At 50.7% G+C, this 21611-nt stretch carries 18 protein-coding genes; 6 read left to right on the top strand and 12 right to left on the bottom strand.

What is annotated here, in order from left to right:
* Positions 1 to 171: 171 nt before the first annotated feature.
* The 12 genes from ACINK7_RS07035 to ACINK7_RS06980 all read right to left on the bottom strand — a co-directional run bounded on the left by ACINK7_RS07035 (position 172) and on the right by ACINK7_RS06980 (position 14387).
* The gene (locus tag ACINK7_RS07035) at positions 172 to 1791 is read right to left on the bottom strand and encodes a SulP family inorganic anion transporter (RefSeq protein ID WP_404360603.1); all 1620 of its coding nucleotides are present in this window, start codon (positions 1789 to 1791) and stop codon (positions 172 to 174) included.
* 430 nt (positions 1792 to 2221) lie between these two features.
* Positions 2222 to 3403 carry a DUF3322 domain-containing protein gene (locus tag ACINK7_RS07030; RefSeq protein WP_404360602.1) on the bottom strand — a complete coding sequence of 394 codons (1182 nt, stop codon included), beginning with the start codon at positions 3401 to 3403 and terminating at the stop codon, positions 2222 to 2224.
* Positions 3404 to 3406: 3 nt separating this feature from the next.
* Positions 3407 to 4186, bottom strand: coding sequence for a hypothetical protein (locus ACINK7_RS07025; protein ID WP_404360601.1), 780 nt, complete (start codon positions 4184 to 4186; stop codon positions 3407 to 3409).
* A gap of 216 nt (positions 4187 to 4402) precedes the next feature.
* Positions 4403 to 5080, bottom strand: a complete 678-nt coding sequence (locus ACINK7_RS07020; RefSeq protein ID WP_404360600.1) for a hypothetical protein — start codon at positions 5078 to 5080, stop codon at positions 4403 to 4405.
* A 160-nt stretch (positions 5081 to 5240) separates the two neighbouring features.
* Complete coding sequence (locus ACINK7_RS07015) at positions 5241 to 5687, bottom strand: transposase (RefSeq protein ID WP_404360599.1); 447 nt, start codon at positions 5685 to 5687, stop codon at positions 5241 to 5243.
* A 166-nt stretch (positions 5688 to 5853) separates the two neighbouring features.
* On the bottom strand, positions 5854 to 6099 hold the full coding sequence (locus ACINK7_RS07010; RefSeq protein WP_404360598.1) for a DUF2442 domain-containing protein: 246 nt from the start codon (positions 6097 to 6099) through the stop codon (positions 5854 to 5856).
* An 11-nt stretch (positions 6100 to 6110) separates the two neighbouring features.
* Positions 6111 to 6377: a DUF4160 domain-containing protein gene (locus ACINK7_RS07005; RefSeq protein ID WP_404360597.1), complete on the bottom strand. Its 267-nt coding sequence runs from the start codon at positions 6375 to 6377 to the stop codon at positions 6111 to 6113.
* A 134-nt stretch (positions 6378 to 6511) separates the two neighbouring features.
* Positions 6512 to 7369: a transposase gene (locus ACINK7_RS07000; protein WP_404360596.1), complete on the bottom strand. Its 858-nt coding sequence runs from the start codon at positions 7367 to 7369 to the stop codon at positions 6512 to 6514.
* Positions 7370 to 7644: 275 nt separating this feature from the next.
* Positions 7645 to 8211 carry a Uma2 family endonuclease gene (locus ACINK7_RS06995; RefSeq protein ID WP_404360595.1) on the bottom strand — a complete coding sequence of 189 codons (567 nt, stop codon included), beginning with the start codon at positions 8209 to 8211 and terminating at the stop codon, positions 7645 to 7647.
* A gap of 584 nt (positions 8212 to 8795) precedes the next feature.
* On the bottom strand, positions 8796 to 12149 hold the full coding sequence (locus ACINK7_RS06990) for an ATP-binding protein (protein WP_404360594.1): 3354 nt from the start codon (positions 12147 to 12149) through the stop codon (positions 8796 to 8798).
* The gene (locus ACINK7_RS06985) at positions 12142 to 12927 is read right to left on the bottom strand and encodes a DUF4194 domain-containing protein (protein WP_404360593.1); all 786 of its coding nucleotides are present in this window, start codon (positions 12925 to 12927) and stop codon (positions 12142 to 12144) included. The genes ACINK7_RS06990 and ACINK7_RS06985 overlap by 8 nt, the downstream gene beginning before the upstream one ends.
* On the bottom strand, positions 12924 to 14387 hold the full coding sequence (locus ACINK7_RS06980; protein WP_404360592.1) for a DUF3375 domain-containing protein: 1464 nt from the start codon (positions 14385 to 14387) through the stop codon (positions 12924 to 12926). The genes ACINK7_RS06985 and ACINK7_RS06980 overlap by 4 nt, the downstream gene beginning before the upstream one ends.
* 333 nt (positions 14388 to 14720) lie before the next feature.
* Here ACINK7_RS06980 and ACINK7_RS06975 point away from each other — a divergent pair, with 333 nt between their 5' ends.
* The 6 genes from ACINK7_RS06975 to ACINK7_RS06950 all read left to right on the top strand — a co-directional run bounded on the left by ACINK7_RS06975 (position 14721) and on the right by ACINK7_RS06950 (position 21523).
* Positions 14721 to 15005 (top strand): encapsulin-associated ferritin-like protein, encoded by a 285-nt coding sequence (locus tag ACINK7_RS06975; RefSeq protein WP_404360591.1) that lies wholly within the window; start codon positions 14721 to 14723, stop codon positions 15003 to 15005.
* A gap of 21 nt (positions 15006 to 15026) precedes the next feature.
* Positions 15027 to 15548 (top strand): peroxiredoxin, encoded by a 522-nt coding sequence (locus tag ACINK7_RS06970; RefSeq protein WP_404360589.1) that lies wholly within the window; start codon positions 15027 to 15029, stop codon positions 15546 to 15548.
* A gap of 271 nt (positions 15549 to 15819) precedes the next feature.
* A complete protein-coding gene (gorA, locus tag ACINK7_RS06965) occupies positions 15820 to 17172 on the top strand; it encodes a glutathione-disulfide reductase (RefSeq protein WP_404360588.1) in 1353 nt (450 codons plus the stop codon).
* Between the two features lie 855 nt (positions 17173 to 18027).
* A complete protein-coding gene (locus ACINK7_RS06960; RefSeq protein ID WP_404360587.1) occupies positions 18028 to 18681 on the top strand; it encodes a hypothetical protein in 654 nt (217 codons plus the stop codon).
* Positions 18678 to 19166: a hypothetical protein gene (locus ACINK7_RS06955; RefSeq protein WP_404360586.1), complete on the top strand. Its 489-nt coding sequence runs from the start codon at positions 18678 to 18680 to the stop codon at positions 19164 to 19166. Before ACINK7_RS06960 ends, ACINK7_RS06955 begins: the two co-directional genes overlap by 4 nt.
* A gap of 128 nt (positions 19167 to 19294) precedes the next feature.
* Entirely contained in the window at positions 19295 to 21523 is a 2229-nt protein-coding gene (locus ACINK7_RS06950) for a CHASE2 domain-containing protein (RefSeq protein WP_404360585.1), read from the top strand.
* The last annotated feature ends 88 nt before the right edge of the window (positions 21524 to 21611 follow it).

The raw sequence follows: 21611 nt of genomic DNA, 5'->3' as shown, positions 1-21611 counted from the left end.
GGTTTCCGCAAGCCAATGGAATTATGGGATTTAACAAACTAAAAAATTAAAAACTCTGCGCCCCTGCGGGAGTATTTTTACTTTTCACAACCGTGGCAAAGAAACCCAGCAGCAACATACCCAAAATCAATTTGAAACCGAAGTTAGGGCCAAAAGCCTCGTTCGGCCCCCTCAATAATCTTTTTGCATAATTCTCATAGAATCGAGCTCATGAAGGCTTTGTAATTGCGCAACCGGCACCAGCGCTTCGTGTAGACTCGTAAAAAGAATTCGCTCATTAAAACTCGAACTCTTTGCATTGAGTAATTGATCGCGCAGAGCTGACTTAACCAGAACTCTAACCTGCATCGAACGCCCCTGCAGATAGCGCACCACTTCATCCAACATCACGATAGCACTCAGATCCATCAAATCCACGCGCCGACAGTCGAGTATCACCTCCTCGGTATCCATGATGCTGTCGACCGCCTCAATGCGGTCCAACATCTGACTGGTCGAACCGAAAAACAGCGGACCCTTGATCGACATAATTCTAACACCCTCCCCTGGTTTTTCTGTCAAATGATAGTCATGATTGGTCTCGAAACTAATGTCGGCCTGCTGCGCTAAACGCCAAGTCAACATCCCCATGGCCAAAATCACGCCGACCGTCACGCCAATGACCAAATCGACTAACACGGTCAGTAGCAACACACAAAACATGATCAGCACTTCCGAACGAGCCGAGCTCGACGCCAATTTGAACATTCTGTAATCGATGATATTAAAACCGACCTTGATCAAGACACCGGCAAGCACCGGTAACGGAATTTGACTTGCCAGCGGCGAGAGTTCAAGCAATAACAACAGGAATAAAGCATGCATCACCGAGCTCAGCCGTGTTTGCGCACCGGCCTTGACATTGACCACAGTGCGCATCGTCGCTCCCGCACCCGGCAAGCCGCCGATAAAAGCACACAAAATGTTACCCAACCCTTGCGCAATCAACTCTCGATTGGGCTTATGATGCGTATGCGTAATCGAATCGGTTACCAATGAAGTCAACAAGCTATCGATACTGCCCAACAAAGCCAACGTCAATCCTAACATAAACACCGAGGACCAATTTTCCAGACTAAAAGACGGGAAATGCAACTTAGGTAACCCGGCCGGTATATCGCCGATCACGGCGGTTTCAAGGCCCGCAAAGACGGCCAGTTGGGTACCAATAAAAAGCGCCAACAACGGTGAAGGAATGAAGCGGCTGATTTTGATCGGCGTCAAAAAAACAATTGCCAAGGTCAGCGAACCCAAAAACATCGAATCGAACCGGACCGATTCGATGACTGACGGTAAATTAAACAAGGCCGATAGTGTCGAGGAATACGGTGTACCGCCTAAAAGCGGCGCCATCTGCAAAATGATGATGATCATGCCGACGCCGCTCATGAAGCCGGAAATCACCGGATAAGGAATAAACCGCACCAAGCCGCCCAACCGAATCAATCCGAACAAGATTTGTAACAAACCGCCAATAAAAACTACGGCCAACGCCAACTGGAAATTCCCTCCGAAAGTCGTCAAAGCCGAAGCAAAAACGACCGTCATCGGCCCAGTGGGTCCACTCACCTGTAATTGAGTGCCGCCAAAAACGGCGGCAACCAAACCTAACGCAATCGCACCATAAAGACCGGCTAATGCACCAGCACCGGATGCGACACCAAATGCAAGCGCCAACGGCAATGCAACAACACCCGCAGTCAACCCGCCAAATATATCGCCTTTCAGCATCGCAAAGGAATAGTTTTTCATAAAGCCCAACACCAAAAAAATTAACCCTTAAAACTCAAGCAATAAATAATCCAACTCGGACTTCAATAACCAACCTACTACCCGGGGAATAACCGCATCCGCATCAAGCTAACCACTACTAACTTGCATCGACCGCTTCCGGCGAATCTAAGCAGCGTAGCCCGGATGGAGCACAGCGCAATCCGGGAAATTCGAAGCCTCGCCATTCCCGTATTCCGCTACGCTACATACGGGCTACCTACTTTAACAGCAGTTCAGGAAACTGGAGCGAGGGAAAGAGCGGATGCCGGTTGACCGTTTTTAGCTTGATACGTAAGGGAACAACCGTGCCTCACAATCCAAAGCACTTTCATTTTTCGGGCGATGAAAGCTTCTTCTTGATCGTTGAGTTTTCAATGCGTCTTCTAGAATAAAAAGGTGTCATCGCGGGTCATAAACAATGCCAGTTCCGCAAACACGCCCGAATATAATCCGGCGCCAAGCGCTCTTGTTCCAGCCGCGTTTTTTCGTAATGCCGACTTTGCATGCGTTCAAACAATTGTTGTTCCGCTTCGGTCAGATATTCAGGCAGCCTAGTCTGGGGACTTTCTTCATCGACCATGCGGTTTCGATATTCAAGAACGGTAACCTCATCCATCATCAACGCCTGCAAATGCGGTTGACGCCGACGCGCGTCGCTCAAAATCGTCAGGCCCCAGCTATCGATATCGCCCCAGTAAGCGATACTTTTCTGCTTGAGCCACTCGGTATCCATCCAGGCAGTATTCCTGCCGCCGCCGAATACCGCAATGGTGTCGTCCAGTTCCGGCAACGCATAACCACTTTGCTTGTTTTCGACGATCAGAATGCGGCTAGCAGGCAAGACATAGCTTTGCAGCGTCCGCGTATCCATTTGCAAAACCGGCAAACCGGCTAGTCGATCGCGGCCTTGCCGACACAACGGCCGCACTAGCAGCCAACCGCTCGGATTGGCGATACAATTCAACCAATTCAACAAGCCGCCTCGTTCAGTCACCGAGCCATCATGAAGCCGGTCCGCCAAGGCTTCGATCAGTCCGTGATAATTTTCAACGAACTTGGTATCGACGCCCTTCAGCGGCAAGGAGCGCAAATAAGCGCCCTGCCCCATGCCCCGATGTAACTGAGGCAGCAATTGCGCCAATAGCGCGCTATCGTCCGGCGCCATGCTTTCCAGTACGGACAGTTGTTTGATTAAAACGGTAGACAAGCGAGCATCGATACTCAACAGCGGACGCATTAACTGCTCCCAACGCTGTTTTCTGGCTTCGGCTTTCGAACCCAGAACGGCTATCAACGCCGGCATCGAATCGATTTGCACGGCAACGGGCAGTGCTTGCTCGCCCAGTTGCAGGAATTTTTTAGTTTGCCAGTCCACTTGACCCGGATTCGGCCAGTGTCTCCAGCTTTCGATAAAGCGCCGGAAATGCTCCAGATCGGCCAAGGCCTGAGCGCCGGTCGGCGCTTTAAGCGCTATTCGGATAGGAAAAGGACGATCGCCGCTCAAACGGCCGCGCAGGTTTTCAGCATTCAGCCACTCGCGTGTTCGCAATTGCGCCAGTACGTCTTCCGGCAGCAGTCCCCATCGGCTCATTGATTACGGTTTTGCTTGCTTGACTTGCCGGTAGATATCATCGAGTCTGGGCGTTTCCAAACCGGCCTCCTTCGCATAATGCAGGGCACGATCCAAGCGAAATCGAGCACTACGGCCGAGGCATTTCCTATCGGGACAGTCTTCAATGCCTTCGACCATGCCGGCAATCAGCTTCTCTGCAGGAAGTTCTTGGCCGCTTAGCCATTCCAAAATACCGATCGCTTCCAATGCGACTTCCCGGACGAGTCCGCGATGCCGCATCCATAATTCTCCAACCGTACCGCCGCAAGACAAACCGCAGATATTGACCGTCATGATATAAAGCGATTTACGCAGAAGTTGGTATACCAATTGAGGTTCATCTTCCAGCAAGCGCGTAGGAATATCGATTGCCTCCAATGCATGAATTAGCTCATCGGCATGAGGGCCATACACCGGTGTATAGAGAATATTGGTCAACGCCATCCCCGGTTTCTTTTCAAACCAAACCACGGCAACGGTAGGATTATCGATGCCGTGCTGTTGCCAATGACGAGGTAATAATTCGTTTTGCACGAGTCCGACTTTATCTCGCCAGGACTTGGGAAGATCCTTCAATATCCCGTCCAGTTCGCTTTCTTGCACCGTGATCAAAACGAGGCCCGGCGTCGGTATTTGATCAGCCGCGTCAAAGAGTGCCGTTTGCCGGGTGATCGGATAAACCGGATGTCCGCAACGTAAAAAACCACGCGCGAATTCGCCGCCTAATTCCCCGATACCGATCAGTACAATGGGTGCTTTCATAGTATTAACGAAACTGCTGAGCAAACTGGCGATGTTAAACAATTAACCATCACAACTCAAGCGTCCCGCCTTAAACCATGTGCATCCAACAAGCGACTAAAAATGTTTGAAGCACGATTCCGAAAGCCACAAACTCCTTTTCGTTCAATAACAAAAAGATCTATATGTCAATTACAAGGCCTGACCCCGTTTTTCTTCGTTCAATAACAAGAAGATCTATATATCAATTACAAGGCCTGACCCCGTTTTTTCTTCAATGCCTTCGACCATGCCGGCAATCAGCTTCTCTGCAGGAAGTTCTTGGCCGCTTAGCCATTCCAAAATACCGATCGCTTCCAATGCGACTTCCCGGACGAGTCCGCGATGCCGCATCCATAATTCTCCAACCGTACCGCCGCAAGACAAACCGCAGATATTGACCGTCATGATATAAAGCGATTTACGCAGAAGTTGGTATACCAATTGAGGTTCATCTTCCAGCAAGCGCGTAGGAATATCGATTGCCTCCAATGCATGAATTAGCTCATCGGCATGAGGGCCATACACCGGTGTATAGAGAATATTGGTCAACGCCATCCCCGGTTTCTTTTCAAACCAGACCACGGCAACGGTAGGATTATCGATGCCATGCTGTTGCCAATGACGAGGTAATAATTCGTTTTGCACGAGTCCGACTTTATCTCGCCAGGACTTGGGAAGATCCTTCAATATCCCGTCCAGTTCGCTTTCTTGCACCGTGATCAAAACGAGGCCCGGCGTCGGTATTTGATCAGCCGCGTCAAAGAGTGCCGTTTGCCGGGTGATCGGATAAACCGGATGTCCGCAACGTAAAAAACCGCGCGCGAATTCGCCGCCTAATTCCCCGATACCGATCAGTACAATGGGTGCTTTCATAGTATTAACGAAACTGCTGAGCAAACTGGCGATGTTAAACAATTAACCATCACAACTCAAGCGTCCCGCCTTAAACCATGTGCATCCAACAAGCGACTAAAAATGTTTGAAGCACGATTCCGAAAGCCACAAACTCCTTTTCGTTCAATAACAAAAAGATCTATATGTCAATTACAAGGCCTGACCCCGTTTTTTCTTTCAAGGCCTGACCCCGTTTTTTCTTTGCTCGATAACTGCTCCAACGCCATTGTTTGATAGTTTTCACCATTTGCGCTCTTACCGGATTCAACACAATATAGCGAGCCAGCTCCAGCAGGTAGGAATCCTTTTGTACCAATATCGCTTTGAATCGGCCTTGATATACATGACCGACGCGGTGATGCTGACGATTAAAAGCTTGCGTATAAGTGCCGTTAAGATATTTCATTCCCTTGGATAATGTCGGCGCGCCGGTTTCAATCAACAAGTGGTAATGATTGTCCATTAAGCAATACGCATGGCAATACCAATCGTACCGATTAACGGCATGTTGTAACAATGCCAAAAACTGCTCCCGATCGGTATCGTCACGATAGATTTTTTCCTGAGCGTTACCACGAGCGGTCACATGGTACAGCGCTCCTACAAATTCAATGCGTAAAGGCCTGGCCAATCGGATGCTGTCCGACTAAACTGAGTCTCAAGTTAAATCACCAAGACCTGAATGTCATTGTAAGGAACGACTGACACCGAACTCCTCAATCGCGCGGTTTTTTCACGTCGGCTGAAGTACCTTATTGTGCGACTGAACGTTCGCTTTTGTTGTAAACAAACTCAGGATCAAGATCTATCCCCGAATCCCACTCTATGGTATCGAAAGATACACGGACTCGATTGAATACATTGCGTTCTTTGAGTCTCTGAAAAACACCAAAATCCAAATACGGCTTCATATCTAAAGTTCCTCTTTCTCCGTTATCAAAGACTATTGAGAGAAGATAATCTTCAGCCGGAGTGACATTTTTAACAGATGGATACATAATTTTACCTCTTACTGTAACGGTTGGATTTTAAATGGTTCCTCACCATTCATCACCAGATCCCAATCAGCCATCAGTTCTTCCTGATGAAGTTCCGCCCATGCCAAGACAAGCTTAGTCTGCTTTCTTGGTAGGTCGCCCTGTATTACCTCGCATGTTCGGATATCAATGGTCGCCTTATGCTCACCATAGTAGACGTGAAAATGTGGCGGAGGATGCTCCTTCGGCGCGTAATACATCCGAATAATAATTCCGTAGAACATTGAAATTGTTGGCATTAACTTCCTCCAGCCTATCAGCAAAAGAAGGGGGTCGCAAAAATCGGGGTCAAAAATCGGGGTCACAAAAATCGGGGTCACACAAAAATCGGGGTCAGGACTTACGTTTGACATTAAAAAATCGGGGTCAGGCCTTACGTTTGACATTTACCCTCATTTTCCACCTGTTTCACTGCGCGGCTCACTGTAGCATAGCTCACACCGAAATATTCGCCCACTTGAGCCAGCGTATAGTGGCCGCTTAAATAGGCATGCGCCATGCTTTCATTCCGAGTTTTATAATGCTCGGCATAATACGCCAACGGTTTTATCGGCGCCTGTTTTTGCTTTTTAGGTATATCCTTCAGCGACTGCTCAGGGTCGAGATTGCTCTGCATGTCTTTGATGAAGTCGTCATCGCCTAAATAGATCTGGTTTTTTAAGCATTGCCAAGGTGAGGGCTGTCTCTTGCCGGCTTTTACAAATTCGCGGTATCGCAGCTGCGCTTCATTTTTCGTGTTGCCAAATCCCGCAAGTATCCAATCCGTGGTTAAACAGGCATGAGCTTCTTCATAACCGGCTGTTGCTCGATAACTGCTCCAACGCCATTGTTTGATAGTTTTCACCATTTGCGCTCTTACCGGATTCAACACAATATAGCGAGCCAGCTCCAGCAGGTAGGAATCCTTTTGTACCAATATCGCTTTGAATCGGCCTTGATATACATGACCGACGCGGTGATGCTGACGATTAAAAGCTTGCGTATAAGTGCCGTTAAGATATTTCATTCCCTTGGATAATGTCGGCGCGCCGGTTTCAATCAACAAGTGGTAATGATTGTCCATTAAGCAATACGCATGGCAATACCAATCGTACCGATTAACGGCATGTTGTAACAATGCCAAAAACTGCTCCCGATCGGTATCGTCACGATAGATTTTTTCCTGAGCGTTACCACGAGCGGTCACATGGTACAGCGCTCCTGCAAATTCAATGCGTAAAGGCCTGGCCATTCTCGTATCCTGTCCATTTAAATTAAGCCTAAAAATAGAACAACAAGGCCTGGATGTCAAATTAAAGACCTGACCCTTATTTTTTCTTATTTTTTTGCACGCCAAAATTTTACCCACTTAAACAAACGCGAATATGAGGCCTCCGTCAATGCGAATCGAAACCGACTCCTCAGTTTGAGCAAAAAATTAACGCGAAAAACATCTTTTTGGCGCGCTTTCCTAGAGCATTAGGGTTTTGCCCTTTAACATCTAACACGAGCACCCTTTTGCAATATTCAGTCTTGCGGCAACCAAAGATCCCCCAAGTTCATGCTAATCGCATCGAACGGCGGCGCATTGACGATATCGTCGTTTTGCCAAGTGCGCTCCAACAGCCAATGTCCGTCGAGCAGGCGATAGACCTCCAATATTTGAAGATCGGGATCGACCAGCCACAACCATTGCACCGACTCCGCCGCATATATCGGCATTTTGACAACCCGGTCCGTGCGCGCGGTGCCGGGCGAAATCACTTCACAAACCCAGTCGGGCGCGAGACTGAAATAAGCCTCATCAGGAAAACGCGGCATTCGTTCTTTACGCCAGCCGGCAAGATCGGGTACCAAAATATGGGGCCCCAAATGCAGCTCCGGTTCATCCAAAATCCACCAGCCGCCCGGCCCGCCTTTGCCTTGATCGAAAGGCCCCATCACTTCACCGCCGATAATCGAGGCGGATCGGGCGTGTTTAGGTGCCGGACGAGGCTGGGTAATCAATTGTCCATGCAGAATTTCGCCGATGACATGCTCGGGCAAATCGAACAAGTCTTCATAAACGGCTAAACGATAGGCGGGTTGGTTCATAAACGGTTACCGGGAAGAAGATTAGGCTCGGGTTTTGAATTCATATCTCGACAGACATGCCCAATTATTGTTGACTGTTCTTCCGACAAATGCAAGATAGGCTTAATGCGCTAATAACGGAAAGGACATCGAAATCGTCATCCCGGCAAGAATTGCCGGGATCCGGAACACAAGGACGTGATGACTTTCGCCATTCATGATCTCTAGACCCCGGCAGCCAGCCAGTAGGCTGCGCATAGGGCACCCTTCGCTTCCATACGCATCAAGCTAAATCGCAATCAAACCTGCGCTCAAACAAAGCGATGGGTTTCCGCTTCGCTGCTCACCATCCTACGGCGCTGTTTCCCAAGCTCCAGTTACTGTGAAAGTTCGCAGTTTTGCATTCCTTATCTAATTTTTCGATATGAAAAACAATGTTGGTTCCGAAGCGTGTGCGGTTGCTCGATCGACAGGCGTCGGCGGCAGGGATAGCCGCCGCCGAGCCTACAAGGAGGTATTCACGGCGTCCTGTCGAGCGAGTGACCGCACCCTCCGCCACCAGAGAACTTTCATTTGCTGGGGCGATGGCCTGGCTTCCATGAACGTTAGGATGCCAACACCACATCGAATGCCTCGGCTTGTTGCCGCAAACGCTCGTCAATCTCTTGCCAGGTCACTTCGCACAGGCTGCTTTCATGCGCCGCGCCGTCGCGTTCGGCAATCAACAGCGAACTGGCCGATTCGCGCGCCAAATTAAGATTCTTGTAGGGCGTGATCAAATTGACATGAATATGCAGCTCCTTGAAGATGCGCAGTACTCGGCGGCTGACCGCTTCGGCCGTATTCGAAAAGGCCTCGTCGAGAAATACGGTGCTGTAAACCGGCCGATCGCTGCCGTCCGGTGTCAATACATAGGCCAAGCTCGCCGCGACGATGGTGCCCGCGAACGATTCTTTCTCGCCGCCGGATTTACCGCTGGACGACATCAACACATCGCGAATCTTACCGTCTTCCGTGCCGATTTCCTCGGCATAAAACGACAACTGATGACGCGGATCAAGCAAACGCAGGCTTTCCTGCGTATTGGCCGTGGCCGGATTACTAGCCTTGTCCAAAATGGCGATGACCTGTTGCAAACCGGCGAAACGCGCTTCGTGATCGTCGCTGGTTAATTGCTCCATGACTTTGCTCAAAAGGCGATTGAAATGCTGCACATGCTCGTATTGCTCGTTTTTCATGCCCAATTGCAAATAACTTCCGGCCCGAAATTCGGTCCGCTCCAGCACCCGGTTGATCGTTTGGATGCGCTCGTCGATGTCTTCCCGCTCCGATTCGATTCGTGTGCGTATCCCCGCCAGCGATTGCGTCGCGTGTCGGTTCAGGCGTTCGCGAAACTTTTCGACCAAGGCCGGGAGGCCTTCTTGCTCCAGTTGCGCTAAATGCGCCAGATAATCCTGCAGACTCGCCAAGTCCCCGCCCCAATCCGCGGCGATGATTTCCCATTTCGCACGAAAACCGGTCATGATGCCGACCGCCGATCGGCTGGCCCGGTCTTTGCGGGCGCGAACGACTCCGCGTTGCTGTTCCATACCGCGACGATAACGTTCCTCGATTTTCGCGGCTTCCTCCAGTTGCGCGTCTTTGAGTGCGCCTATTTTTTTCAGCAATGCCGCGCGCAAATCGTCGGCCACGCCGGTTTCGGCCAGCTTCAAGGCTTGTTGTCTGTTTTTTTCGGCATTTTCACGGTCCTTACCGATCGCGCTCACGCGCCCGATTTGGCCATCCTTTTGCTTTTGCAAATCCTGCAATGCCGCTTTCGACGATTCCCAGCGCGCCTTCGCGGCGGCCAGATCGCCGCCGGCCCGTTCCAATTGTTCGATATCGTGTTTATGCCCCGCGATGCGATTTTGCCAATACGGCACATCGATATCGGCCCAGCGGAATTTGCCGAGTTCTTCCCATTGCCGGTCGCGCCGGTCGACCGAATCCATGGCTTCGCGCGCCTTGCCTACAGCCTCGCCGAACGCGAGAATTTCTTGTTTGAAGCGTTCGACATCCTGACGCAAAAGAGCCAGTCGGTTTTTGTTGGAAAATCCCAATTGCCAGGCGCGGCGGTCGTCGATGCGCTGCTGGTCTTTTTTCTCGAAGCGGCCGCGATCCATATGCATCAAGCCTTGCCGCGTCATCGAAAAAGGCGTCCGGTCGAGCCGTTCAGTGTTTTCGACGCAGTGCAGATCGAAACGCGCCAAATGGCGTTTCAGCCAGTCGCGGTAAGGATGGTCGCGCCAAGCCAGTTTGCGCAAATAACCGTCGGCTTTGAAATCCGGCGCCTGATTGAGCTCGCGAACGACCTGTACGCGCACATGCAAGCCGGTATGGCGCTGATTCAACCAGCGCGTGACCAACGGAAAATCGCTTTCCGGCACCGCCAGCGTCGTGCGAAGCCCGCCTAACGCACGTTCTATCGCGCCCTGCCAGGCGCGCTCGTCATCGCGCACATCCAGCAATTCGCCGATGAACATCAGCTTGCCGCGATCCAAACCGAGCGCTTCGGCCATTTCATCGCGCAAAATTTGAAATTTGGCGTCGATATTGGAATCGGGGCGCGCCTCGATTTCGCCGATTTCGTCCTGCAAGTGCCGTTGTTGGTCCTGGGCATTGCTCAGTTTGGCGGCCTGCGCGGCAAAATCGTCCTGGGCTTTTGCCTTTTCATTAGCGATGGCTTCTCGGGCCTGTTGCGCCCGCCGCTGATTGTCTTGAAAAACAGCTTCTTCGAGCCCGCCCTGCAACTGCAAGGCGCCGGCGACTTGTTGGTAGCGCGCGGCCTTGAGATTGACTTCGGCCAGTTTGGCTTCCGCGGTCTGCAAGTCTTTCTTGATGAATTCGATGCGCTCGCCGCCAGCCTGCAGATAATCGGCATGGCATTGCTCGGAGCGCTCCGCGGCCTCGTTCACTTGAATTTCCAGCCGTTCGAGATGACTTTTGGCCTGCTGCAGCTCCGAAACGATGGTGTCGATGCGCAACTGCCATAACCCGGCGCATTGTTCGCCGAACCAAGCCGACAGGCCGTCCAATTCGGCATCCAGTCTTTGCAAATCCTGTTCGGCGCGCTGCAAGTCTTCGGTCACGCCAGGCAAGTCCGCCAAGGCATCGCGCTGCTGACGGGCGTCGAGTAACTGATTGTGAATGCCGACCAGATCGGCGAATTCATCGACCGCTTTACGCGCATCGTCGCGCACATTGCTGGGTTCGAGCACCAGATCGCGGATCAATGAAGTCAGATCATCGATTTTTTTCAGCCCCAAAGCCCTCGCCAATAGCGCCGGCGCATTCGGGTTATCCATGTGCAGCAAGCGCCGGTAGCATTCCTGATATTCGGAAAACCGGTCGTCGCAAGGAGTGATCAAAGGATCCTGACGTAAATACTGTTTCAACGCGCGCGGGTCGCCGTCGCCGAAGGCATCGAGCAATTCTTTCAAGGTCACATTGCGGCGCGCGACTAGATAAACCCGCTTTAGGTCGCCCAGGGCATTGCCGGCATGGGTGATCCAAAACAAGGCGGCGAGCGTCATTTGCGAACCGTCGTCGGCCTGATAAAAAGCCCGAAGTCCGGTCACGACCGCGCCTTCGCGCTTGCTCAATATCCGGGTTCGGCCGCCGTCATGAGCGCTGCCGAAACTGCCGCGAATATAGCTCATCAAACTTCGGTCGCTCCGGTCGCCCTGAGCCGCCGCGACATTGAAAGTCGCCTTGCCGGCCGGCAACAACAAGGCCATCAAACCGTCCACCAGAGTCGATTTTCCGGCACCGTTGTCGCCGGTGATCAAGGTACCGTCGGGATCGATCCGGGCCGTATGCAGGCCATGAAACGAGCCCCAATTATAGACCGACAATTCTCGTAGCCGGATCGCACCGCAAGCGAATAAATCGCGCACTTGCGCGCTCTTCCCGTCAGACATCGTAAGCCTCCTGTTCTTCGCTCAGGCTTGCGCCGGCCGCCAGTTTCAGATATTCCTCGAGCATTTGCTCGAGAAAGGCAGCATTAACGACATAACGGATTACCGGTGTGATTTCAAAACGTTCTTCATCGCCACGCACCGCCGCCAAAATTTTCCGGTCTTTCATGTTTTTCAATGCGCCGCTCAACTGCCTCCGGTCGCTGCGGCTGCTGTTGGTCAACGGCAGAAACGGCCGCAGCGCGACATCGACGCGGTCGATATCGATAATGACGCGCTGCTCGCCGGCGTTTTGCCGTTCTTGATAATGCTTGCGTAACACCAGTAACAACAAGGTATCGTACAGTGTTAAAGTTCGCCTGACGATCAGACTACTGACTTCATCGTCCTCGTCGAGCTCTTCCGCTTCTTGCTGCAACAGGATAGCCAGCCCCGCTTGTTCGTCCAGCAAAACGCGCAGATACATATCGGCCAGATGCGCTTCGATCTCCACTCGGTAGCGGCACAAGGTCTCGAATTGCAGGCGTTTATTGTCGGCCATGATCACGCCGTGGCGCAGCAATCCGACCAACGCATGGCGCGCCTCGGGCGGCAATCGGCCGGAATGGTCTTCGGTCTCGCCGCAAGCTTCGGACTGCTCGTCAAGCGTGAGAAGCGTGAGGGATTCATCGGTTTGCTGCGCACTTGAAACCTCGGGCGACTCGATTCGGCCACGCAGGATATCGAACAGATCGGGCTGCTCGGCAGAATTTCCGGCAAGCGGTTTATCGAAAAAACTCACAAAATCAACTCCTCAAGTCGTTCGGGAAATTGCTCGGCGCTGAGCAAATAATGCGGTATTTCAGCTTTCAAGCACTGCCCGTTTCTATCTTTAATCTCAACGGTTTCCCTGCCCTGCAATTCGGTCGCGCCGACCGCGCGCGCGACCCTGAGAAATGCGATCAATTCTTCCAGGCCGGCCTGAATCGGCTGTCGCGCAACCAAACCGGCGATACTGAGCGGAATTCGGCTGGCCCGCAAGGTGCTGCGTAATTTTTCCGCGACAGCCAATACCTGTACCGCATGCAATTGCCGCAGCATCGTATCGCTAGGCGTGCCGGTATTGATATGTTCCTGCACATCGCGCGTGTCAAGCTGTTCCTCGGGCATTTTCAAAGACCAACTGTCCGGGGATTGTATTTTGACATGGCCGCTGTCGAGTCTGAGACTGGTTTCGTGACGCATCGAAATATCGGCCTCCTTAAATCCGACCGCCAAGCGTTCCAATTTGCCGAGCAATCGGTCCACGGCCCGCATTTCACCGGCCGCGCCGCTTTCGACGAACTGACGCAGATTTTCCTCGGTACGGCGGCGCACCTGGAATACCCTGCCGCTTTCGCGGCTCAATTCGCGCATGAGTTTACCGAGAAAGCGGGCCTGTTGCTCGCTGAGATTATTGGCGGCCGGGCGGCTCAAAATCGCTTTCAATTGTTCGCGCAATTCGGTACTGCGATTTTGATCGCACAACAAATGAAAGAAGCCATCGAAAGCCCGGCCGGCATCACTCGCGGCCAGCAGTTGCTCCTGCTCCAGCAGGTTCAGAATCACATCGCCGCGGCTGCCGCCGGATTCGATCATTTGCACGCGCAGAGTTTGGTCGATTTGCCGGATCTCGTCTTCGACACGGCGAAAATCGCCGGTCAACACCGCCGCTAATTGATAAATCTCGATGATACGCTCGCGCTGTTCGGTATCCGATAATTCATGAACGATACCGGCCTCCAGTTCATCGAGTTCCCGCTGAATTTCGGCCTTGCGCGATTCCAGTAATTGAATGCGTTCAGCCGGGTCGGGACTGATCGCGACCGATAGATCCCGTACCGCATCTTGCACGATACGCAAATGCGACGCGGTAGCGTTGGTCTCGCGCTGATCCAATTGCCGGCAGAAACGCAGCGCGACCTCGCAAGCATCGGTTTTGCTCAATTGATCGTCCAACTCGCGCAACCAGCCGGCTTGAATCCATTGCCGCAAATAGGTCGCGGCATTGACCTCGACTTCAATAATGCCCTGTTCGCGCCAATGCTCCAGTTCGGTATCGAGCGCCATCTTGGCGCGGCCGAACGCGATTTCGTCGGCCTCTTCGAACAAATCGGCGACAAAGGCCAGTATCAACGGCGCATTGTCCGAGCGCAACAAACGCCAGGCGGCATGCTCTTTATGCAATCGGCGAAAACGGGCGTTTAGTTCGTGGAAACTCATGAATCAGTTTTAAGGCGCGGAATAAAGCTCAATTGCGGATTATATCGTGTATCGATACAATAAATCGCCTTGATAATGACAATCCATTATACCTTTCGCACTTCAAATTTCGGCGATGCCTAAAGAGGCACCGGGGTGATCGGCAAAGGCTTTGCCTACATGGATGTATTCACGGCGTCCTTTGACGGTCACCCCGGCGCCGAATTTTGATCTACGATGAGTATATTCATTGCATTAAAACAGCGTTAAACTGTCAATGAGTCGATTAGAAAGATAAATCGTGAGATTCTCTTCCTAATCGGCAATCATTTATTCAGTAGACGAGGCACCAAAATGGCAAACGAAGGTTATCACGAAGCAATAGAAGAACTCTCCGATGCTACGCGCGACATGCATCGGGCTATTACCTCTTTAATGGAGGAACTGGAAGCGGTCGACTGGTATAACCAACGCGTCGATGCGTGCAAGGATAAAGACCTCAAAGCGATACTCGCGCATAACCGCGATGAGGAGAAGGAACACGCGGCGATGCTGTTGGAATGGATACGCCGACAAGACCCGAAACTCGACAACGAACTACGCGATTATTTATTCACCGATAAACCGATCGCTCATTGATCAACCAACCGGAGAATCTAAATGACTTCAAACGTTCCCAATGTAGTTTTCAAAACCCGCGTGCGCGATGAAAGTATCGGCGGCGACAATCCTTTTCGTTGGCAGGATGTCAGTAGCGACGATATTTTCAAAGGCAAAAAAATCGTGCTGTTTTCCCTGCCGGGCGCGTTTACGCCGACATGCTCGAGCACACATTTACCGGGTTACGAAGCAAAATACCAAGACATCATCGGTCAGGGAGTCGATGATGTCTATTGTTTAAGTGTCAACGATGCCTTCACGATGTTTCAGTGGAGTAAACATCTGGGCATCGAGCATGTCAAAATGTTGCCCGACGGCAATGGCGATTTTACGCGTCTGATGGGCATGTTGGTCAAAAAAGAAAATCTCGGCTTCGGCTATCGCTCTTGGCGTTATTCGATGTTGGTCGAGGACGGTAAGATCGTCAAGCTGTTCAGCGAACCCGGTTTTTCCGACAATTGTCCGGACGATCCGTTCTCGGTTAGCGGTGCTGAAACGATGCTCGATTATTTAAGATCATAATTTAACCTAAAAAGAGCATTTGAGTACCTCAAACTACCCTTCTGAACCCTTCGGCCGAGCTCAGGAGAGCCCTGTCGAAGGGTTCAGAAGGGTAGTTTGAGGCTTCACCAAGCCGGTGAAAGTGTTGCAGACCCTTCATGCTTCGACTTGGCTCAGCACGAACGGTCTACAACACATGCCAACTGCTCTTTTTAGGTTTAATAATTCGCATCGGTTATTCAATCAAGAATGCCGATGCGCTGCCGTTATCCACCTATTCAATAATATACAAATGACTGATTTCGATTTCGAGCTATTTGTTATCGGCGCGGGTTCAGGGGGCGTTCGAGCCGCGCGAACTGCCGCCAACCTCGGCGTCCGCGTCGCCATCGCCGAAAACCGTCATCTAGGGGGTACCTGCGTCAATGTCGGTTGCGTGCCTAAGAAATTGTTCGTCTATGCCTCGCATTTTCGCGAGGATTTTGAAGCGGCTAAAGGTTTCGGCTGGTCGCTAAGCGAACCCGACTTCGACTGGCCACGTTTGTTGTCGCAAAAAGACCGCGAACTAAAACGGCTGCAAGGCATATACGGCAGTTTGCTCGACAAGTCCGGCGTAACACTGATCGAAGGCCGAGCGACATTGCTTGACGCTCATACCGTGCAAGTCGGCGAAACTCGATACCGTAGCGAACGCATTCTAATCGCAACCGGCGGAAAGCCCTTTATTCCCGATTTTCCGGGCAACGAATATGTCGCCGATTCCGATGACATGTTTGCCTTGGATAATCTTCCCGAGCGAATACTGATTGTCGGCGGCGGCTATATTGCCGTCGAGTTCGCCGGCATCATGCACGGCTTGGGCGTTAACACAACATTATGCTATCGGGGCGAGCAAATACTGCGGGGATTCGATCACGATGTTAGAGCATTTGCCAGTCAGGAAATGCAAAAAAAAGGCATCGACATTTTGCTCAACACCAATATTCAATCGGTCGCCCGAAACGAAAGCGGCTATGAAGCCCATACCGACCGGAACCACATCGTTGAAGCCGATCTGATTTTATACGCGACCGGGCGAAGACCGAATACTGCGGGACTTGGTCTGCCCGAACTCGGCGTTGCGTTGACCGAGAAGGGCGAAATCGTCGTCGACCACCGATATCAAAGCAATATTCCGTCGATATACGCGCTGGGCGATGTCACCGGCGGACTTAACCTGACGCCGGTCGCAATCGCCGAAGCGATGGCTCTGGTCAACAATCTCTATACCGATGAACCCACTTCGGTCGATTATGACAATATCCCAACGGCGGTATTCAGCCAGCCGAATATCGGCACGGTCGGGTTGACCGAATCCGAAGCCAAGGAGCGATACTCCGATATCGAGATCTATAAATCAGTTTTTACGCCGATGAAACACACGCTGTCCGGTCTCGATGAAAAAACGATGATGAAAATGATAGTCAGAACAAGCACCGATCGGGTCCTAGGCATCCACATGGTCGGACCGGAAGCGGGAGAAATCATACAAGGCATGGCAGTCGCAATTCGGGCCGGCGCGACCAAGGCCGTCTTCGACTCGACGATCGGTATTCATCCGACTGCGGCCGAAGAATTTGTCACGATGCGCAAATCTGTAGGCTAAAACATGAATTTAAGAACGATGCGGTTAGGGAAGGCAAAAAAGGTTCAGGTTCTGAGGTATCCCCACGAAACAGCCAAATAAAACAATTTGCTATGGCTGAAAATTGATAGATATATTGATTTTTTTCATCGTTCCTACGCTGCGTGGGAATACATCCCGGGACGCTCTGCGTCCCTAGAGGTCGATAATCCCGACAAGAGCAACGATACATTCTCTACAGTTTCTTAATCCGATTGCCCGCCGCAGTCGACGCAGAGCGTCTAAAGCGGCATTCCCACGCCGAGCACTCGCCGTTATACATAAGTCGTAGATACCGTCTTGCCATCTTGGCGAATGTGACCTCGATACCCTTTATTGTTGCTTAACGTAACCGACTTCGAAATCGCGACGAAGGCGTCGCTCCCACAAGGGGCTGGATGCTCTGTGGGAGCGATCCCCAGATCGCGATCTCGGAGCCACTGATATCCAATATCCGCAGATTTATCAAACAGCACCGTTTCCAGTTATACGATGACCTCTGTTTAGCAAGTTTACCGATATTTGTGTATAAAGAAGAGCGCCGAGCATGGGAACGAGCGTTTTGTGGGGATACATCAGGTTACTTTTTGATTTAGTAGCCCATGTTTGACACAAACGATTAGATTTAAGAGTGAACCGATATGGACCTTGCCGAACAGGTTTTTCAAACCATTAAACCCAAGCCGGAACCCCTCATGCAGGAAATTTTGAACTTCGCGTTATTGCTGCGTCAGCGTGAAGCACAAGCCGATTTTTGAGTATAAAGGGAGTAAGCCTGTAGGGAAAATTGAATACAATGACGATCTTTCACGCCTGTTCTCACGGAGGATTGACACGATGCACGCAATGAGAATCTCCTTATTGTCATGTCTATTCCTAACGGGCTGTGTCTCGACCTCCGCCCTTTTGATTGCTCCGCAGGGCGGACAGCAAGCGTCTTGTTTGCAATTTTATCAAGACCTCGATGATGCCGTTTTCGCAAATAGCACCGAGGATACCGGCGAAATGCGGATTCCCGGCTTTCCCTATCTTCGCGGCAATCGTTTTTTTGCTTCATTTGCCGGTGCGTCAATGTCCGATTCGGCTTACGCGCAGTGGCTCGAACAAATGCGGCAACTGGATGAGAACGCAAGGTTGACGGAATTCGCGAATTTGCCGCGAGACGCGGCCGCCGGCCTAACTTCCCGCTTGCCGCCGGGTTCGTCGTTTCGGCAAAGACTCAACGAATGCGGCCGCGCACTAGTCGGTTCGGATTCTTTTAAAAAAACCGACTACAAAACCGAATTAGCCGATCGAGTCGCGGTGCCCGACCATTACCGAACTTGGCAACAAGTTGCCGGAGCCTACCCGCTGCTGCGCTGGTTCGCCGGGCTTGCGCTCGACGACTTGCACACTGAATTAAACGCCCCTTTTCAACTGCCGATCGAGCAAATTCCGGTAACCGGCAAACCGATCCGCTACGCTACGCGCCGCCCCGAACTGCGTCGATGACTCGGCAAGAAGCAGCCGATAGATTCGCCAAAGCCTACTGCAACCCGCTGCAAATTCCGCTGTTCGAAACTGAGCTACTTGATCGCCTGTTCGTGCAATTCGCACCGGTCTGGAAAATCGACACGCGCAACGAAACCGATAAAATCGGTACAGTGACACTCGATGCGGACGGCAAACCGTCGATCGACACCGAAAAACCGACAGTCTACGTCAAACACGCTTATACACGGTTTCACGACGAAAATTTGTTGCAGTTGATTTATCAAGTCTGGATGCTGGCGCGCAAAAAAACGGGCACGTTCGATCTTTACGGCGGTAAGTTGGATAGCGTGATTTGGCGCGTCACATTAAGCAGCAAGGGCTACCGATCGCCTACGACAGCATTCATGCCTGCATCTGTTATTACAAACTGTTTCCGGCAAAAGGCTTCATCGCATTACCAAACGCAGACGGAACGGAAGCCGTGTTATCGCCGAATCGAATAGAAAGCATCGGTGCAATCGATTTCAGTAGGTCATTTGATAATTCGCAAAAAATTGAAGCATTCCCAACTTTGTATTGGTTACTATTAAGGGTAACCTTAATAGTGTTCATCATTATTTAGGCTCACTCAATGCAAAGACTCAAGAGTGTATTTAGGCATACCGCTATAAACACGGCATTAAGCCTTGCCCTTCTCGGCCTGTTAATTTCCAGCTTTAATGCATTACAACCGGTCGACCGCTTAGTATACGACAGCATGCTCAGACTTTGGCCACGCCCTGCGACCGATGGCCTTGTGATCATTGAGATCGATGAACGGAGCCTCAAAGAACTTGGACGCTGGCCCTGGTCGAGAAGGACACATGCCAAATTGCTTGACACTCTGACACAACTCAATGCCGCTGCGATCGGCCTTGATATCATATTTGCCGAACCCGAAAATGCAGATCCTGTAGCGGATAGACTGTTGGCTGAAGCAATCCGTCACAACGGCAAGGTCGTTTTGCCGGTCTTGCCCGAAATCACCGGCCTCCGGAAAGAGGGTATAAAACCGACGCTTCCCTTGAAACAATTTATCGAAACCGCGGCCGGTTTAGGGCATGTCGACATCGAACTCGACAGTGACGGCTTGGTCCGATCCATCTTTCTCGAAGCAGGCTTCGATAACAGAAAATGGCGTTCGTTTGCTTCCGTTCTATTGCAGGTCCATCATGAAGACCATACATTGAAATGGCAAGGCGAAAGTCGTCCCAACACGCATCCTTCCCGTTCGAACCTTTGGTGGCGCAATCAACGCGTTTTGATTCCCTTTGCCGATAACAGCGAGTTTCAAAGAATTTCTTATCTCGATATCCTTCAAGAGAAAACAACCGACTTGTCTCTGGAAAATAAGATTGTCTTGGTTGGAGCTTCGGCTGCCGGTTTGGCCACAAGGTTTCCAACACCTTTATCGGGTCAATCGGAACCCATGAATGGCATCGAGCTTCATGCGCAAGTACTTAACTCGGGTTTGCAAGGTTTTAATTTGATCCAACTGAGCAAACCCTTAGAAAATCTCCTGACTTTTATTTTGCTATTCGCCACGCTAATATCATCGCGCATCTACAACAATAAACCTCTCATTCCGTTGCTTGCCGGCATGATTTCTGCCATCGCAACCAGTGCTTCCCTGTTTTATTTCGCCTTGTCCTGGTTTAGTCCCGTAGCGGTTTTAACGGTTTTGATCTTGAGTTTTCCTGCCTTAAATTGGCAAAGCATGAAACACATTGGCCGCACATTGCTTTTTGAACGGCAACGTAATTCAGCGACCCTTGCGGCAATTGGCGATGCCATCATCATTACCGATTCCGAGGGCAGAATTGAATTCCTTAATCCAAATGCGGAAATATTAACCGGATTCACTCTTCAAGAAGCATCCCATCGACATATCAATACTGTTCTGATAGGTCTAAGTACCGATCAAGCTAAATTTTGGAGCCCTTCTTTGTTGCTGAAATCCGACAAACCAGTATCCACTTGTTACCTAAAAGCGCCCAACGGAAACGAATATACGATCCGTCTATCATGCAATCCGATCGATATGCCTATCCATGAAACAAAACAGTATATGTTTGTATTAAGCGACATAACAGAGACCGTCAAAATGAGCCGTCGTTGGAAATATCTGGCAACTCACGATAAATTGACGGGGCTTCCCAATCGTATAAAACTGGAGGAACTAATTGACCGGAACATCGCGGACGAAAAAGATAATAACTGTTTTGCAATTTGTTTTATCGGCTTTGATGATCTTAAAACAATAGACGAAACGCTCAGCCTAAGTGCTGAAGACTTTCTGATATCAGCGATTGCTAAACGCTTAAAGACATGCATACGGATTGGCGATAGCATCGGGCGCTGGAGCAATGACGAATTTATCATCATTTTTAACCGGACGGACGACAAAGAACGAATTGCAATCTTGGCCCAAGAAATCATTTCGGTACTTACTCTGCCTTACCCCTATCTCCAAGACATATATAGCCTGCTACCTCGGATGGGAATTAGCCTTTATCCTCATGACGGAGAGACCGCAAAGCAATTGTTAACAAAAGCCGATGCCGCAAGGAATTCGGTCAGGAAGCATAACACCCCTGCATTTTGCTTTTATTCGTCCTCGAAAAACACACCGATACCTAATATTGATCAGGTTTTAGAGTTATCAAGCGTCGATCAGCGAGTTGATAATCTATCACCGGATGATCAGCAGAAATTGGAAGCAATCCGCCTCAGAAATCAAGAATTAAAGAAAACCATTCAGAGCGCGAAGAGCTCATCAAAATTGAAGAGACTATTATCATCCCCTTTTAAAAAAACATAACCACTGCAAAGGCGAGTACCGTTTCTTCATGAGCGTAACCAACCCCCATCAAAACCGATCTTACCAGGACAGTATATTGCTAAAAGAA

Origin of the sequence: Methylotuvimicrobium sp. KM1, from assembly GCF_044788715.1 — a bacterium.
Taxonomy (GTDB): domain Bacteria; phylum Pseudomonadota; class Gammaproteobacteria; order Methylococcales; family Methylomonadaceae; genus Methylotuvimicrobium.
Note: the sequence above shows the minus strand (reverse complement) of the source record. Positions and strands in the feature narration are given on the sequence as shown.